Below are 17088 nucleotides of genomic sequence, written 5' to 3'. Positions count from 1 at the left end.
GACGCCGGGGGCGGTGCTCCGGCTGCGCTCAGCCGGACGCCCGGCATTCGGCGCACAAGCCGAAGATCTCGAAGACGTGATGCGTGATCTCGAAGCCGTTCGAGGCCGCAATCTGACGCATCCAGTCCTCACTCGGCGGGTCGATCTCGACGGCGGTGCCGCAGCGTTCGCAGACAAGATGGTGATGGTGCTCGGTCTGTGCGCAGGCGCGGAAGAGCTGGGTCTCAGCGATCGTGATCGTATCGGCGTCGCCGCTGCGTGCGAGCGCATTGAGCTGTCGGTAGACGGTGGCCAAGCCGACGCTTGCGCCTTCGTCTTCGAGGCGGCGGTGGAGCTGCTTGGCAGAGACGAAGCGGGTCTCGGTTTCCAGGGCAGAGCGGATGAGGGCCTTCTGCGCGGTGCTGCGCGTCTTCTTCTGCGGAGCTGCCATGGGGAGTCCTCCCTTGTCGTCCCAGTTGAACTTCTCGTCCCGGTCGCAGGCGCATATGCATGAACGTGCATATGCGAGAGAAATAATGAAACACGTTACCATTAACGGGCGGTTCGTCCCACAGCTGCACTGGACCCCGTGCTGATAGCAGGGCCCGCGCGCACAGCGGAACCCGCGCTGTCGAGCCACCGAGCACGAAAAGCGAGCACGACCACCGAGGAGGCGCAATGAGCGGCCCCAAACGCAGACCTGCGATCCCGGTCATCCTGCTCACCGGCTACCTCGGTGCCGGAAAGACGAGCCTGCTCAACCACCTGCTGCGCCACCCCGACGCCCGCATCGGCGTCATCGTCAACGACTTCGGCGACCTCAACATCGACGCCGGACTCGTTGTCGGGCAGGTCGACGAACCGCTGTCGATCTCGGGCGGATGCGTGTGCTGCCTGACCGATGACTCCGAGCTCGAAGACGCGCTCGTAGCGATGACGAATCCCAAGCTGCGCCTCGACGCGATCATCGTCGAAGCTAGCGGATTCGCCGAACCCTTGACCCTGGCCCGCATGATCACCCGCATGGGCCACCACCGATTCCACCTCGGCGGGGTCATCGACGTCGTCGACGCCACCATGTACTTCGACACCGTCGACACCTCGAATCTGCCGCCTCTGCGCTTCGCTGCGACGACGTTGGTGCTGGTCAACAAGCTCGATCAGGTGCCTGTCGCGGACCGTGACGCCACGGTCGACGCCGTCCGCGCCCGCGTCCATGAACGCAACCCACGCGTCCTCGTCATCGGCACCCACCACGCCCGCCTCGACCCCACCCTCATCTTCGACCCGGGCGAAGGAGAGCGAGACCCCCGCCGAGACGGCTCCGACGTCGGCGAGGACCCGATCCAACCCGAACTGCCGATCCGGGAACTGCTGCGTCAGGCCTACGCCGAGGCCGCAGTCGACGAGATCGGTGACGACGAGGTCGATGCGGAATCCATGCCACACCGCCACGCCCAGTCGGTGACCATCACCGGCAGCGGGCCCGCCGATCCGGATGCGGTGATGGATTTCGTCGAGGACCTCCCGCCCGGGGTTTACCGGGTGAAAGGCAGCGTGCTCGCGGCTGTGGGATCCCGCCGACGCAGCTTCGATGTGCAGGCAGTGGGCCCGAACGTCTACGTCGCCGAGGCGGCCCGACCTGTCCCGAAGACTCCTTCCTCGAGTGCGGAGAACGGTGATCGGCCGGATGTCGACAGTGTCCTCGTCGCCATCGGTGAGGACTTCGACACCGAGTCGGCCGAGGCCACTCTGACCGCCGCCCTCAACGTCGACGACGCGGGCCGGGCAGACCGCTCCGAACGCTTCCTCCACCACATCCGCCTCCATACCTAATTGCTGCCTGACGGCGGGCTGGCAACTTCGCGCTGGAGTGGTCCCCAATAGTTGGACTGCTGTGGGGTCAGCATAGAGCGGTTACGGCCTCTGTGGCGCTGGCGGTCTTGGTCCGATACTCCAGCGAAGCGGGCCGATGATGGCGGCAGCCGCGATGGAGACGCCGGCGAACGTGCGTGACGTCAGATGGGTAAGGGGTGTCATCGGTTCTATTTCGTGTGCTCAGTAGCAGGTGGGGTCTTCATCACATTTATGCTATGTGAGCCTAACCTAAGAACCGAGAGGCTGGTCAGGTTAGACTGCCCTTATGAAGATTTCTTTTCCTCGGAGCGCCGCGGCGCTCGCTGCAGCAACCTTGACCATTGCCCTCCTCGCAAGCGGCTGCGCCGCCGATGGTGACCAGGGAGGTAGCGGCGAATCGGGCAACAAAGATGTCGCCACTGGTGGTGAGGCCTTCGGAACCGCGGATGAGGAGACTGCGAAGCTCGGCACCGACGCCGAGCCGGGGGAGTTCCCACGCACGATCAAGCACGCGAACGGGTCGACGGAGATTGAAAAGAAGCCTGAACGGGTCGTCGTCCTCGACACCGGCGAACTCGACGACGTCCTCTCGCTGGGCATCAAGCCTGTCGGAATGGTGACCACCGAAGGGTCAAACCCGGTGCCGAGCTACCTCGAAGACAAGGTCGACGGTGTCGAGACCGTCGGTACGATCAATGAGCTCGATCTCGAGAAGATCGCCTCGCTCGAACCCGACCTCATCCTCGGCAGCCAGCTGCGGGCAGACAAGCTCTACGATGAGCTCGACTCGATCGCTCCGACGGTATTCTCGATCCGCCCTGGGTTCCCGTGGAAGGAGAACTTCCGCCTCGTCGGCGACGCCTTGGGAATGGAGAAGAAGGCCACCGCTGACCTCGAGGAATATGCGGAGGAAGCGAAGACGCTGAAGAAGTCCGTCGACGGCGACCCGACGATCTCTCTCGTACGGTTCATGCCCGAGAAGCTGCGCCTCTATGCGAATCAGTCACTCATCGGAGTCATCCTCGGCGATGCCGGCTTCAAACGCCCGGAGAAGCAGGACGTCGACGAACTCGCCGTTGAGATCTCACCGGAGAACCTCGACCAGGCCGGCGGTGACTATATCTTCTACACGAGCTACGGTGATCCCAAGGCTACAGGCGAGGACAAGGCCCTCAAATCGAGTCAGTGGAAGGGTCTTGACGCGGTAAAGGACGGCAAGACGATTCGTGTTGAGGACGATGTGTGGTTCCTCGGCCTCGGGCCCACAGGTGCTGGGCTCATCCTCGACGATCTCGACGAGTACCTGACGAGGTAGCATGGGTCGGCGGAGAGCCGAACCTCATCACTACTGCGCGAAGGAGCGTCATGGCGGCCATGCGAGGCATCGATTTCGAATCTTCTGGAGCCCAGCACGGGTACATCGGGCTCACGCAATCGGATAATGTCAACGATTCGGCACTGATCCCTGTGCCGGTCTCCGTGGTCTCGTCGGGTCCTGGGTCGACTGCCCTCCTGATCTCGGGCACACATGGTGATGAATATGAGGGGAGGTGGCGCTGCAGGCTCTGGCGCGTGAGCTGAAGCCCGAGCACATCACTGGTACGGTCATCATCGTCCCTGCGGCCAACGCCCCGGCGGTGCGAGCCGGGGCCAGGGTCTCGCCGCTCGACGGGGGCAATCTCAATCGCTCCTATCCGGGTTCGGCCAGAGGGGCGCCGACCGCGCAGGTCGCCGAGTTCATCAGTCGGCAGCTCCTCCCGCGCGCCGATGTGGCTCTGGATCTGCACTCGGGCGGAAACAACTCCGTCTATGTCGACGCCGCATTCGTCTACCGCGGTCCGACCGAGCAACTGTGGCAGACGAAGTCTCAGATCGCACAGCGACTGGGTCTTCCGTATGTCATCGTTGTTGCTGAGAAGTTCGAGCCCGGCTCGATCAACTCGGCGGGGGATGACGCGGGTATTCCCATTGTTTCAACGGAACTTGCCGGCGGAGGCACGGTCAACCGGCGGACACTTGCAGATATTCGTCGGGGTCTCCATCGGTTCCTTACGGATCAGGGGATTCTGCGCGATGGTGCCGAGCTGGCGATACTCGGCGGTGCCGAATTGCAGGCGCTCGCCGCTTCGTCACCTCGCGCGGGTGAGGTGACGTCGGCTGGTGCCGCAGACGCCGATCGCCCGGCCCAGCAATGGCTTGAGCTGGTTGCGGAGTCCGGTATTCCGGCAGAGATCCCGGGCTTCGTCGAACCGCTCGTCGATCTCGGCGACGAGGTCAGGAAGGGCGAGACGGTCGCTTTGGTGTACTCGATCGACGAACCTCAGCGGGACCCTGTCGGACACCGTGCCGAACTCGACGGGGTGGTCACCGTGGTCCGCCGCCCGACGCTCGTGTTGCGCGGCAGCTTCGTCATGCACATCGCCCGTCGCATCGACGCCCCAGCGGAGCTGAGTTGACCTGGTCTGAGGATAGTCAGCTGGCCTGTCGGCCCCGGATTTCCGGGGCCGACAGGCCTTTTCAGAGAAATTTTCACCCGCCGGAATAAAACCATCCTCACCAAAGTTGAGTCTGGTGTACGCAACTTTGATGAGGCCGACTTGACGGTTGGAACCTCGAAGAGAATACTTGAGTCCGGTTGGCTCAATGTGTGCGGTCGAGTGGTTCTGACTCAAGAACCGGAGCCGCCCGATCGCACACATTGGAGTCGCAGGAACTCACGATCTGTAAGGAGAGAAAACTATGGCACGTGCAGTTGGAATCGACCTCGGAACCACGAACTCCGTCGTCGCCGTCCTCGAAGGCGGCGAGCCGAAGGTCATCGCGAACGCCGAAGGCGGTCGCACGACCCCGTCCGTCGTCGCAGTCAACAAGAACGGCGACTCACTCGTCGGCGAGATCGCCAAGCGCCAGGCCGTCACGAACATCAAGAACACCGTCGCATCGGTCAAGCGCCACATGGGCACCGACTGGTCCACCGAAATTGGCGGCAAGAAGATGACGGCTCCCGAGATCTCGGCCCGCATCCTCCAGAAGCTCAAGCACGACGCCGAGGAGTACCTGCAGGAGAAGGTCACCGACGCGGTGATCACCGTCCCTGCATACTTCAACGACGCCGAGCGTCAGGCTACGAAGGACGCTGGTGAGATCGCCGGACTCAACGTCTCGCGCATCATCAACGAGCCCACCGCTGCCGCTCTGGCCTACGGCCTCGAACGCGGCAAAGAAGATGAGCTCATCCTCGTCTTCGACCTCGGCGGCGGAACGTTCGACGTCTCGCTGCTCGAAGTCGGCAAGGACGAAGACGACTTCTCCACCATTCAGGTCCGTGCGACCTCAGGAGACAACCGCCTCGGCGGTGACGACTGGGATCAGCGGATCGTCGACTGGCTGGTTGAGCAGGTCAAGAACAACTACGGCGTGGACCTGACCAAGGACGCCACCGCTCTGCAGCGCCTCAAGGAAGCCGCAGAGCAGGCCAAGAAGGAACTGTCCTCGGCCACCAGCACGAACATCTCGCTGCAGTACCTGTCGATGAGCGAGAACGGACCCATCCACCTGGATGAGACCCTCACCCGGGCGAAGTTCGAGGACCTGACCAAGGACCTCCTCGAGCGCACCAAGGCTCCGTTCCATGCTGTGATGAAGGATGCTGGCGTATCCGTTAAGGACATCGACCACGTCGTCCTCGTCGGCGGATCGACCCGCATGCCCAGCGTGACCCAGGTCGTCACCGAACTCACCGGAGGCAAGGAGCCCAACAAGGGTGTCAACCCCGATGAGGTCGTCGCGATCGGCGCCGCCGTGCAAGCCGGTGTCCTCGTGGGTGAGCGCAAGGACGTTCTGCTCATCGACGTCACCCCGCTCTCGCTCGGACTCGAGACCAAGGGCGGCGTGATGACCAAGCTCATCGAGCGCAACACCCCGATCCCGACCAAGCGTTCGGAGACCTTCACCACCGCAGAGGACAACCAGCCCTCCGTGTCGATCCAGGTCTTCCAGGGTGAGCGGGAGTTCACTCGCGACAACAAGAACCTCGGCACCTTCGAGTTGACCGGTATCGCTCCGGCTCCGCGCGGTGTGCCGCAGATCGAGGTCGCCTTCGACATCGACGCCAACGGCATCGTCCACGTGTCTGCCACCGACAAGGGCACCGGCACCGAGCAGTCGATGACGATCACCGGCGGTTCCGCGCTGCCGAAGGAAGACATCGACCGCATGGTCCGTGAGGCCGAGGAGCACGCAGAAGAGGACAAGAAGCGCCGTGAGGCTGCCGACGTCCGCAACAATGCGGAGAACCTCGCCTACCAGACCGAGAAGCTGCTGACCGACAATGCCGACAAGCTGCCGGAAGAGCTCAAGACCGAGATGCAGGGCGATGTCGACGCCGTCAAGGAAGCCCTCAAGGGTGAAGACGACGACGCCGTGAAGAGCGCCTACGACAAACTCGTGGAGAACCAGCAGAAGATCGGCGAAGCCATCTACAGCCAGCAGGGCGGTGCCGAAGGCGCCGAAGCTGCCGGTGAAGGTACCGCCGATGCAAGCGCAGACGACGATGTCGTCGACGCCGAAGTTGTCGACGATGAGGATGAGGAGAAGAAGTAATGACTGCCGAGGGCAACGACAAGTCGTCCGAGGAGCCAGGCTTCACCTTCAGTGACAAGCGCCGGGTCGATCCGAACACCGGTGAGGTCCGTCCCGAGGCCGACGCCCAGTCGGCCTCGGCCGGGGCCGGTGAGGAGCCGACCGCGGACCCGAATGCCGAACAGGCCGATGCCAGCGACCTTGGTGTGGACATCCCGTCCGATGCCTCGGGTCTCGAGGACATCGAGCCGGAGGCCGAGCCCGAACCGGGTTCGGAGGCAGCGGGATACCTGGCCGACCTCAAACGCATCAACGCCGAGTATGCGGCCTACCGAATGCGCGCCGACCGCGAACGTGAGCGTGCGGCGCTCGGCGGCACGATCAAGGTCGTCGAGGCCCTGATTCCCGTGCTCGACGAGGTCAAGCTCGCTCGCGACAACGGCGATGTCACCGGGCCTTTCGAGACCCACGTGAACAAGCTGGTCGAATCGCTGAACAAGCTCGGCGTCGAGCAGTACGGAGAGGTCGGCGACGAGTTCGATCCGAACATCCACGAAGCGCTCATGCAGCAGCCTTCGGATGAGGTCGAGAATCCGACGCTCTTCCTGGTCATGCAGCCGGGCTACCGGATCGGGGAGCGCATCATCCGCGCCGCCCGCGTCGGTGTCCAGCAGCCGGAGGACTGAGCAACGACCATGATCGCCGAGGCGGCCGCCCGCCCCGCACGCCGGTTCACCGACGTACGGGGCCGGGGAACCGCCTCGGCGGCGGTCCGGATCTTCGGGGCAGTGCCCCGGGGCTGCGGATTGTGAGAGGACAAGTGAATACCGTGATGACAGGATTGATTGGAAGGAAAGGAGGTGCCAGGTGAATACCGGACCTCAGAATGATTGGTTCGATAAGGACTTCTACAAAACCCTCGGCGTCTCCAAGGATGCTTCCGACGCCGAGATCAAGAAGGCTTATCGCAAGCTCGCGCGCAAGTATCACCCGGACGCCAACCCCGGTGATGAGAAGGCCGAAGAGAAGTTCAAGGAGATCGGCCAGGCCCACCAGGTGCTCTCCGACAAGGAATCCCGGGCCCAGTACGATCAGGTCCGCGCCATGGGCGGCGGTGCCAGGTTCAGCGCCGGTTCCGGTGGACCCGGCGGGGCTGCCGGCGGCGGATTCGACGATGTGTTCTCCGACCTCTTCGGAGGCGGCGGACGCACCAGGACCCGCACGACCTACGGCGGTGGGGGAGACGTTCCCCCGGACCTGGCGGATCTGCTCGGCGGATTCGGCGGAGGTTACGGCGGTGGCGGTTACGGCGGCTACCAGCCTCCGCTCAAGGGCGGCGACATCAAGTCGAGTACGACGCTGTCGTTCACCGAAGCGATCAACGGTGCCTCGGTGAAGCTGAACATGCCGGGTGGGAAGCCGCTGACCGTGCGGACACCGATCGGGGTCAAGGACGGGCAGAAGATCCGCCTGGCCGGCAAGGGCAAGACCAGCCCCAACGGCGGCGAGCCCGGTGACGTCATCCTCACCGTGCACGTAAGCCCGCACCCGGTCTTCACCCGCGATGGTGACAACCTGCGGATTGAGCTGCCGATCAGCTTCGACGAGGCGGCCCTCGGCGCCGAGGTCAAGGTGCCGACCCTGGGCGGAACGCCCGTCAAGGTCAAGGTCGCACCGGGGACACCGTCGGGACGGACCCTGCGCGTGCGGGGCAAAGGTGTGAAGACGAAGAAAGGCACCGGCGATCTGCTGGCGACAGTCGAGATCGTGGTGCCGAAGAATCTGTCCAAGGAAGCCAAACAAGCGGTCGAGTCCTTCAAGGCCGCCACCGAAGGTGAGGATCCACGCGCCGGCTTGCTGGACAAAGCCAAGGCCAGCTGAGGTGGTTAATCACAATGCACATTTCATCGAGTGCGGCGGTGTATGTCATCTCGGTGGCCGCGGATCTGGCGGGCATGCACCCGCAGACGCTGCGGCAGTATGACCGACTGGGTCTCGTCACTCCGGAACGCACTGCGGGCCGGGGACGACGTTACTCCGGGAAGGACATCGCCAAGCTGCGTCTGATCCAGCAGCTGTCACAGGACGAGGGAGTCAACCTCGTCGGGATCAAGAAGATCATCGATCTGCAGAATCAGGTCGATGCGCTCAGGAGCCGCAACGAAGAGCTCGAGGACGAGGTTCGGGCACGCAGGTCGGCGCAGGAACGCGATGCACGCGTCTTTGCCGCCGGCACCGTGGGTGGAGACGTCGTCTCGATCTCGCGCGGGCGTCGCCCGCAGGGCCGTCCCGAGCCAGGAGCACTGGTGCTGTACAACAGGTACCGACGCGGCTGAGACGGCAGCAGCCAGACAGAGACACTGAGAACAGCGCCGAGGCGGAGCTCGCACCCCATTGTGGGTGCGAGCTCCGCCTTTCGAGTATGCACTCGATTGTGACTATCAACTTCGCAGATTAATGCAGATGTCGTGCGACACTGATCTCTGTGAACGAGAAAGAGAAAGTTCGACAGGTCGCCGACAATGCCGATTCGGCGGTTCAGGAAGCCGCGGACAGCCGCTGGTTCGAGCGTGTGGCCCGTGCGGGTTTCATTGCCAACGGATTGGTCCACGCCATCCTCGGCGCGACTGCTGTGACGATCGGTCTGGGGCAGGGCGGCGGCGAAGCCGATCAGGCGGGAGCGGTCGGACAGATCGCTGCGCAGCCGTTCGGCATGGTGCTCATCGTCATCTGCTTCCTCGGCTGTGCGCTGATGGCGTTGTGGTGCCTGGTCAACGCGTTCTTCGGTTCGGCCTCGGTGCGTGGTCCCGGGACCCGGGATCCGCAGCATCGGCAGGGCCGGAAACAGTGGATCGACTTCTTCACGATGGTCGGTTCTGCCATCGCCTATGTGGTGGTTGCCGCGACCTTCTCCCAGTTCGTCTTCGGTGGGGGAGCGGACTCGGGCAAGTCGAGCTCGCAGGCCTCGACGACCTTGGCGAAGGCGCCGGGCGGACTGTATATCCTCATGGCCGTCGGTGCCGTGATTGCGATCATCGGCATCGTGTTCTGCATCAATGGTCTGCGACGGAAGTGGAAAGAGGATCTGCGGCGCCCGCGCAGCGCGATCACTCGCTTCCTCGTCGGATTTACCGGGGTCGTCGGCTATCTGGGTAAGGGCGCGACGCTGCTGTCGGTGGGCATCCTCATCGTGGTGTCCGCGGCGACCGGTGATCCGGAGGAATTCACTGGAATCGACGGCGCGCTCAAGGGCATGCGGGATCAGCCGTTCGGGCCGTATCTGCTGTTGGCTGTGGGCCTCGGTCTGGTTCTCTACGGAATCTTCCTCGCTCTGCGTTCGAGATACGACCGCATGGAATGAGCTGTATTCTGACTGGCTGCAGATTTTTGGCCTTAGAAGTCTGGCCGCAGATATACGAAGAAGGGCGCGAACCCGATTGGGTTCGCGCCCTTCTTCATCTCACGTCCAGCTCAGTCGAGCTCGGACGATCACGCCCAGTTTGCTGCGATCAGATCTCAGCGGGATCCTTGGCGACCTTCTTGCGGCGCATGGTCATTGCGACTGCGACACCACCGATGAGGAGGAGGCCCGCGCCGCCGACGAGGCCGGTCAGCTCGGTACCGGTGCGAGGCAGGTCGCCGCCGTTGCCGGCATCTCCGTTGTCGCCATCGTCGTTTCCGCCGTTGCCGTCTTCATCGCCGTCGCCGCCACCGGCGTTCGCGTCCTTCTCGACCGAGAAGTCGCCGGTCAGCTCGTCATCGCCGCAGGTGACGGTCACATCGTAGTCGCCTACGTAAGCCGAGGCGTTGGAAGCGCTGGTGCCGTAGACGTTGACGTTGGCCTTGCCTTCGTCGTCAGCCTGGACGGTCTTGTCGAAAGCGGTGACGCTCGACTCGCCCTTGGGGTTGACGAGGAAGCGGACGTCTTCACCGGGCTCGCAGTTCTCGACGGCGAGGGTGACGCCCTTCTTCTCGTTGACGAAGTCAGTAGGCGTGATGGTCTCAGGCGAGACCTTCAGCGTAGCTTCTTCAGCAGGAGCGGTGGGCTCTTCGGTCTCGTCCTCGGTGATGGTGAAGTCCTGAGCCGGGGAGTTGGTTTCGGACTCCTGATCGACGCCCCAGACTGCGTAGTCGCCGGCCGGAAGAGCTTCGTCGCCCTCGAACTTGAGAGTTGCGGAGATCTTTCCGTTTTCGTCAGCTTCGACTTCCTGGGTCGCGAAAGGTGACGTTTCGTTGCCGCCGACGACGTTGACTGTGCCGCCGGGGGTGAAGCCCTCACCGGTGACCTTGATGCCCTTTTCGTCGAAGTCGCTTTCCGAGATCTCGTCGGTGTTGAGCGAGACCTTCGGGTCGACCTCGGGTGCCTCGGGCTCGTCGGTGTCGTCGACGACGTTGAAGCTCAGTCCGTCGTAAGTCTCCTCCTCGCCACCGCGAGTGACCGTGACGGAGAAGTCGACATTACCGTTCTCGATGTCTTCGGCTGGCTGAGTGGAGTAGATGTTGTACTCGAAGTTATCGCCCTCAGCAGTGCCGGCTTCACCGGTGAGCGAATCCGAGATCTTATCTCCGGCTTCAAGGCCGGTGATCGTGACCAGGATTCCCTTGTCCTTGTTGGCGAGGTCTTCGGCGGTGATCTCCTTGGGGGAGGTCGTCACCTTCGCTTCGATGGCCTGTGCTTCAGCATCAGGTGATGCCGAGGGAGTGCTCTCCTGGGCGTCGCCGGAGTTCTTGACGACAGTATGCGAGTAGCTGTCCGAGCCGGGAGCAGCGAAAACTGGGGATGCGGCCAGGCCGGTGATGGCGATGGCCACCGCGGGGGCGAGGGCGAGCTTCTTCATGTATTTCCTTAGAAAATTACAGCTGGGTGTGAAGTATTACGAATGTAACGGTAATGCAACATTCACCACACGCATAGTTGTGTTCGTTTTGTTCAGCACTGACTTCGGCCCTGGCGCAGAGTTCACTTTTCATTCACTGAGACCAGTTGATCCGGAGCGAGCAGCAGAACAGAAGGAGGGGCGGCTCAGCGTGTGCTGAGCCGCCCCTCCTTCGGTCGTTCTAAGCTGAACGCCTGTCTCGGATCAGAAGCTCGTCGGAGTCTGTCCGAACTTGTTCTTGCGGCCGGTCAGTGCGATCGCGGCACCGCCGACGAGGAGGAGCAGGGCTCCCGTCGTCAGTCCACCGAGGTCGGCGCCGGTGCGAGGCAGCTGGCTGCCGTCGTCTCCGCCGTTTCCGGCATTTCCGTTGTCGCCTCCGTTGCCGTTGTCTCCGCCGCTGTTGGCGCCTTCGGTAACTGTGAAGGAGTCCTTCATGGTGTCATCACCGCAGGTAGCCGTCGCGGTGTAAGCGCCGACGTAGGCCGAAGCATCGGACGAGGTGCCGAAGACGTTGACGGAGGCATTTCCTTCGTCATCCGCCTTGACGGTGTTCTCGTATGCCGTGACGTTGATGCCCTTCGGGTTGACCTCGAAGTGGACATCCGCGCCGGGCTCGCAGTTCTCGACGGCGAGGGTGACGCCCTTCTTCTCATTGGCGAAGTCCGCAGCTTCGATCTTCTTCGGGGAAACCGTGAAGCTCGCCTCGGCTGGGGCTTCGGTCTCGCCGTCGTTGCCGTCGTCTTCGCCGACAACGTTGATCTCGCCTTCGAGGGTCTCCGACTCGGTGCCTTCGCGGTCGATGGTGAGGGTGAACGGCACAGCGCCGACCTCGAGGCTGTCGGGGTTGCCCTCGTACCAGAGGTGGAGCTCGTAGTCGCCGTCGGCTTCTGCCGTCTCGGTCTCTCCGGTGAGAGAGTCAGTGATCTTGTCATCCTTCTTCACACCGGAGACGGTGACAGTCACGCCCTTCTCTCTGTTGGCGAGATCCTCGGCGGTGATCTCCTTCGGATCGACCTTGAGCGAGGCATCGATCGGATCGACAGCGTCGTCTTCGGTGATGGTGAAGTCCTGAGCCGGGGAGTTGGTTTCGGACTCCTGGTCGACGCCCCAGACGGAGTAGTCGCCGGCCGGAAGTGCGTCGTCGCCCTCGAACTTCAGGGTTGCGGAGATCTCACCGTCGGCGTTGGCTTCGACTTCCTGGGTTGCGAAGGGCGACTGCGCACTGCCGCCGACGACGGTGACAGTGCCGTTCGGGGTGAAGCCCTCGCCGGTGACCTTGATGCCGTCATCCTCGATGCCGCTCTGCGAGATTTCGTCGGTGCTGAGCGAGACCGTCGGGTCGACCTCGGGTGCCTCGGACTCGTCAGCCAGGGGGACCACGCTGGTTTCGGTGACTGACTGTGTGCCTGGACGCTCCAGCTGGAGAGCGAAGTTGACCCTCTTCTGCTTGACCTCGTTGGCCGAGTGCAGCGTGATCGTCGCGGTCGAGCCCTGAGCGGTGACGGCCGGGCCGGTGAGGCCGGACTTGGCCGAGACCTTGTCACCCTTTTCGAGGCCGGTGACCTTGACGGTCACGCCTTCCTCGGCGAGCTCTTCTGCCGTGACCTCGCCCGAGGTCACCTGCACCGAAGCGTTGATCGGGTTGGCCTTGTCCTCGGACTTGTCGTCGTCCTTGGCGTCCTTGTCCTCGTCCTTGGGGGCAGGAGCGGGCTTCGGATCGACCTTCTTCGGAGGCTTCTTGGCGTCGTCCTTCTTGTCCTCGGCAGCCTTCTTCTCGTCCGCTTTCTTCTTGTCAGCAGCGGCCTTCTTGGCGGCCGCGGCCTTTTCCTTGGCCTTCTTGTCGGCAGCTGCCTTCTCTGCAGCTGCCTTCTTCTCGGCTTCAGCCTTCTCAGCCGCGGCTTTCTTGGCCTCTTCCTTCTTCTTGGCTTCGGCCTTGGCGGCTTCAACCTTCTTCTGCTCGGCCTTTTGCGTGGAGGCTGACTGGGCGGACGTCGATTCCGCGGCGACAACCGGGCTCGCGACGAGACCGGTGAACGCGAGCGCGACTGCCGGCGCGAGGATGATCTTCTTCATTGGAGTGCCTTCAATCTCTGTGGCGAGGGGTGTGATACGGCACTCATTTTAGGTTCTGAGGATTTTCCAAACTATTTCTGTACGTTTTGTTCAGGTTTAAAAGCGGTAACACTTAGGTGAATTCCTTTGATCGTTTCGTGACCTACTCGTCGGTAAAAGAATGACCGTCAGTGCCGCCTCGGCGAAAGGACGCGTCGGCCGCGCGAATTCAGCACTCCTGAGCTATACCGGCCACGCCTCGGCGCGGATCTGCTTGCGCTGTTCGACGGTGGGCACGCGGACGGTCAGGGCGGAGGGGTCGACCTCCATCTCGAGGTAGGACGACTGACCCAGCGGATCTCCGTCGATCTGGATATCGACCTCCTCGCCGGCTTCGATGACGACCTTTCGGCACTTCCGGATGTTCGTGTGCAGCCCGCGTGAGGCTCGGCGTCCGGCGATCGAAGCGAGCACGCCGACCCATTGGCCGAGGTTCTTCGGGCTGACGATGAGCACGTCGAGCATGCCGTCGTCGATCACGGCCTGCGGAAGCAGCTGGATGCTTCCCTGCAATCGGCCGCAGTTGCCGCCGAGCACCGAACGCACCCTTGCCGAGATCCGATATTCGTCGTCGAACGTGACCTTGACGTGACTGGGTTTGCCGGTGAGCTTCCGCGATCCCGCTTCGACGTAGGCGAGCCATCCGAGGCGGGCCTTGAGATCGTCGTTGGTATCGGCCATGACCGCGGCGTCGAAGCCGAGTCCGGTCATCACGGTGAAGACATGGGTATCGCCGTCGGGGGCGATCTTCGCCGTGCCCACGTCGATTTCCCGGTTGCGTCCCCACAGGGCGATCCGCAGCGCCCACTCCGTTTTGTCGAGGACGAGGTCGATATTGCGGGCGAGCAGGTTCCCGGTCCCCAACGGCACGATCCCCAGCGGAGTGGAGGTTCCCGCCAGCGCCGAGGCGACCGCGCGGATGGTGCCGTCCCCGCCGGCGGCGATGACGACGTCGACTCCCTCATCGAGGGCACGGACCGTGGCCCCCTCACCGGAATCCTCGGGGGTGGTCTCGAGCACGAGCGGAGGGTTCCATCCCTCGAAACGACAGATCGCCTCGGCGGTGGCGGCCAATTTCCGCACATCGGTCTTCGTGGGATTGACGATGAGCGCGGCACGGTATCGGGCCGCATCATGGACGGCCTCGTCGGAGAGGTTCGGCGGGTGGGCGTAGCGTCTCATCGTATTGAGCGTGCGTCGCACGCCGTAGCGGCGGCCGATGAGGAATGCGGCCGCGAGCACGGCGAGGGCACCGATGACGATGACCCAGGTCATCAGGGGGTCCAACTCGATGATCATGTCCCAAATCTACCGCGTCGAAGTCGTGTGCAGGCTGAGCGCCGAATGTCGAAAACACGCCCAGCCCGTTAAGCTGGGAGGGTGATCGATCTAGCGCTTCTCAGAGACAACCCGGCCCTGTTCAAGGCATCGCAGGAGGCTCGCGGGGCATCCGTCGAGCTCATCGACGAGGTCATCGCCGCCGATTCCGCGCGTCGTGCGGCCATCACCGCCTTCGAAGACGCACGTGCGGATCAGAAGTCGTTCTCCTCCCAGATCGCGAAGGCGCCGAAGGAGGACAAGCCGGCACTCATCGCCGAGGGCAAGGCGAAGTCCGAGGCCGTGAAGTCACTGTCGGCCGAGTCTGAAGAAGCCACTTTCGCTTTCGACCAGCTCGTGTCGAAGGTCCCGAATCTCATCATCGACGGCATCCCGGCAGGCGGCGAAGAGAACTTCGTGACGCTCAAAACGGTCGGTGAACCCCGTGACTTCGCCCCTGAAGGCTTCGAACCGCTCGACCATCTCGAGATCGGCGAGCAGCTGAAGGCCATCGACACACAGCGGGGAACGAAGGTCTCCGGATCGCGTTTCCACTACCTCACCGGCTTCGGCGCGAAGCTGGAGATGGCCCTGCTCAACCTCGCCCGCGACGTCGCCGAGGAGGCCGGGTTCAGCCCGACCATCACCCCGACCCTGGTCCGTCCCGAGGTCATGCGCGGCACCGGGTTCCTCGGCGAGCACGCCGACGAGGTGTACCGCCTCGAAGCCGACGACCTGTTCCTCGTCGGCACCTCCGAGGTGCCCCTGGCCGGATACCACATGGACGAGATCATCGACCTCTCGGACGGTCCGCTGCGCTACGCCGGCATCTCCTCCTGCTACCGCCGCGAGGCCGGCTCCTACGGCAAGGACACCCGCGGGATCATCCGCGTCCACCAGTTCCAGAAGGTCGAGATGTTCGCCTACGTCCCGGTCGAGGATGCCGAAGCCGAACACGAGCGGATGCTGTCGCTGCAGGAGAAGATGCTCGGACTGTGCGAGCTGCCGTACCGGGTCATCGATACTGCTGCCGGCGACCTCGGTGATTCGGCCGCCCGCAAGTTCGACTGCGAAGCCTGGGTGCCGACTCAGGGGACCTACCGCGAGCTGACCTCGACGTCGAACTGCACGACATTCCAGGCTCGCCGCCTGCAGATACGCGAACGCCGCGACGGATCGACCCGGCCCGTCGCCACCCTCAACGGAACGATGGCCAACACCCGCTGGCTGGTGCCGATCCTCGAGAACCATCAGCAGGCGGACGGTTCCGTCTCGGTGCCCGAGGCGCTGCGGCCCTACCTCCGCGGGATGACCGCACAAGGACCGGAAGGACCGCGCTACTGAGCCTGTGCCGGGACGCGGGGCACTGACCGTGCGGCGGAACTCAGCGGGATTCGGTTGGGTTCGGTCGCCTCGGCGCCGGGAAGAACGACGACAAGAAGATATACGCATACGTTGGGAGACACATTGACCCCGCACCTCATCGCACTCGATGTCGACGGCACGATCGTCGGCTACGACGGATCCCTGTCGGAGTCGGTGAAGCAGGTGCTCGATCGGCTCGCCGAGGATGGCCACCACCTCGTGGTCTCCACCGGCCGTGCCCTGCCGGGAGCGCTCGAGGTCGTCCACGCGCTCGACCTCAAACACGGCTTCATCGTGTGCTCGAACGGATCGGTCGTCGTCCGCCTCGACCCGGAGCTGCCGTTGGGGTGGGAGCTGCACCATGTTGTGTCGTTCGACCCGAAGGATGCGCTCGAGCAGATGCACGCGGCGCTGCCGACGGCACTGTTCCTCGTCGAGGATCCGGACCTGCACCGGTGGGCGTCCGGGGCGTTCCCGGTCGGCGAACTCGCCGAATCCGACACCCTCGACATCGTCGACTTCGACGAGCTGCTGACCAAGCAGGCTACCCGCATCGTCATGCGCGAGGTCAACGGCACCGCCGAGGAGTTCGCCGCCGCCGTGGACTCGCTCGGACTGCATGAGGTCAGCTATTCGGTGGGCTGGAGCAACTGGCTCGACATCGCCCCGGACGGGGTCTCGAAGGCCAGCGGTCTGGAGATCGTGGCCGAGGAGCTCGGGGTCAAGCACGCCCACACTGTGGGTGCCGGAGACGGACTCAACGACCTCGAGATGATCGAATGGGTCGAACACGGAATCGTCATGGGGCAGTCGAAGGACGAACTCAAGGTGCTCGCGAGCGTGGTCACCGATTCGGTCGACGACGACGGACTGGCCGTAGCACTGGTCGACTACTTCAGCCTCGACACGACTCTCCTCGAAGCAGAGGGCACCACCAACACCCGCCCCTGATTACTACCCGACGGCGGCCCAGCAACCTCGCGCGAGGAAGCTGGGCCGC

General features: G+C 63.6%; 14 protein-coding genes. 10 read left to right on the top strand and 4 right to left on the bottom strand.

The annotated features are described in order from the left end of the window. Positions 1-28: 28 nt before the first annotated feature. Entirely contained in the window at positions 29-430 is a 402-nt protein-coding gene (locus BI49514_RS02470) for a Fur family transcriptional regulator (RefSeq protein ID WP_101543919.1), read from the bottom strand. 227 nt (positions 431-657) lie between these two features. Here BI49514_RS02470 and BI49514_RS02465 point away from each other — a divergent pair, with 227 nt between their 5' ends. The 8 genes from BI49514_RS02465 to BI49514_RS02430 all read left to right on the top strand — a co-directional run bounded on the left by BI49514_RS02465 (position 658) and on the right by BI49514_RS02430 (position 9778). Beyond that, positions 658-1815 (top strand): CobW family GTP-binding protein, encoded by a 1158-nt coding sequence (locus BI49514_RS02465; RefSeq protein ID WP_101543917.1) that lies wholly within the window; start codon positions 658-660, stop codon positions 1813-1815. 307 nt (positions 1816-2122) lie between these two features. Continuing rightward, entirely contained in the window at positions 2123-3151 is a 1029-nt protein-coding gene (locus BI49514_RS02460; RefSeq protein WP_101543915.1) for an ABC transporter substrate-binding protein, read from the top strand. A gap of 235 nt (positions 3152-3386) precedes the next feature. Next, positions 3387-4292, top strand: coding sequence for a succinylglutamate desuccinylase/aspartoacylase family protein (locus tag BI49514_RS02455; protein WP_244195237.1), 906 nt, complete (start codon positions 3387-3389; stop codon positions 4290-4292). Positions 4293-4575: 283 nt separating this feature from the next. After that, positions 4576-6438, top strand: a complete 1863-nt coding sequence (gene dnaK, locus BI49514_RS02450; RefSeq protein WP_101543913.1) for a molecular chaperone DnaK — start codon at positions 4576-4578, stop codon at positions 6436-6438. Then, a complete protein-coding gene (locus BI49514_RS02445; protein WP_101543911.1) occupies positions 6438-7103 on the top strand; it encodes a nucleotide exchange factor GrpE in 666 nt (221 codons plus the stop codon). The genes dnaK and BI49514_RS02445 overlap by 1 nt, the downstream gene beginning before the upstream one ends. Before the next feature lie 181 nt (positions 7104-7284). Continuing rightward, positions 7285-8298 (top strand): DnaJ C-terminal domain-containing protein, encoded by a 1014-nt coding sequence (locus BI49514_RS02440; protein WP_101543909.1) that lies wholly within the window; start codon positions 7285-7287, stop codon positions 8296-8298. 14 nt (positions 8299-8312) lie between these two features. Further along, positions 8313-8753 carry a heat shock protein transcriptional repressor HspR gene (locus BI49514_RS02435; RefSeq protein ID WP_101543907.1) on the top strand — a complete coding sequence of 147 codons (441 nt, stop codon included), beginning with the start codon at positions 8313-8315 and terminating at the stop codon, positions 8751-8753. Between the two features lie 149 nt (positions 8754-8902). Continuing rightward, complete coding sequence (locus tag BI49514_RS02430) at positions 8903-9778, top strand: DUF1206 domain-containing protein (RefSeq protein ID WP_101543905.1); 876 nt, start codon at positions 8903-8905, stop codon at positions 9776-9778. Between the two features lie 148 nt (positions 9779-9926). On the opposite strand, the gene BI49514_RS02425 is transcribed toward BI49514_RS02430, so the two are convergent. The 3 genes from BI49514_RS02425 to BI49514_RS02415 form a co-directional block, all read right to left on the bottom strand. Then, positions 9927-11255, bottom strand: a complete 1329-nt coding sequence (locus BI49514_RS02425; RefSeq protein WP_101543903.1) for a lipoprotein 17-related variable surface protein — start codon at positions 11253-11255, stop codon at positions 9927-9929. Positions 11256-11498: 243 nt separating this feature from the next. Further along, positions 11499-13367, bottom strand: a complete 1869-nt coding sequence (locus BI49514_RS16470; protein WP_101543902.1) for a hypothetical protein — start codon at positions 13365-13367, stop codon at positions 11499-11501. A 222-nt stretch (positions 13368-13589) separates the two neighbouring features. Then, positions 13590-14705: a diacylglycerol/lipid kinase family protein gene (locus BI49514_RS02415; RefSeq protein ID WP_244195236.1), complete on the bottom strand. Its 1116-nt coding sequence runs from the start codon at positions 14703-14705 to the stop codon at positions 13590-13592. 81 nt (positions 14706-14786) lie between these two features. Between BI49514_RS02415 and serS the strand changes: the two genes are divergently transcribed. Together serS and BI49514_RS02405 are read left to right on the top strand one after the other, a co-directional pair. Further along, positions 14787-16067, top strand: a complete 1281-nt coding sequence (serS, locus tag BI49514_RS02410) for a serine--tRNA ligase (RefSeq protein WP_101543900.1) — start codon at positions 14787-14789, stop codon at positions 16065-16067. Positions 16068-16178: 111 nt separating this feature from the next. After that, positions 16179-17039 carry an HAD family hydrolase gene (locus tag BI49514_RS02405; RefSeq protein ID WP_244195235.1) on the top strand — a complete coding sequence of 287 codons (861 nt, stop codon included), beginning with the start codon at positions 16179-16181 and terminating at the stop codon, positions 17037-17039. The last annotated feature ends 49 nt before the right edge of the window (positions 17040-17088 follow it).

It is taken from the genome of Brevibacterium iodinum ATCC 49514, assembly GCF_900169265.1.
In the GTDB taxonomy this organism is placed as follows: Bacteria; Actinomycetota; Actinomycetes; order Actinomycetales; family Brevibacteriaceae; genus Brevibacterium; species Brevibacterium iodinum.
Note: the sequence above shows the minus strand (reverse complement) of the source record. Positions and strands in the feature narration are given on the sequence as shown.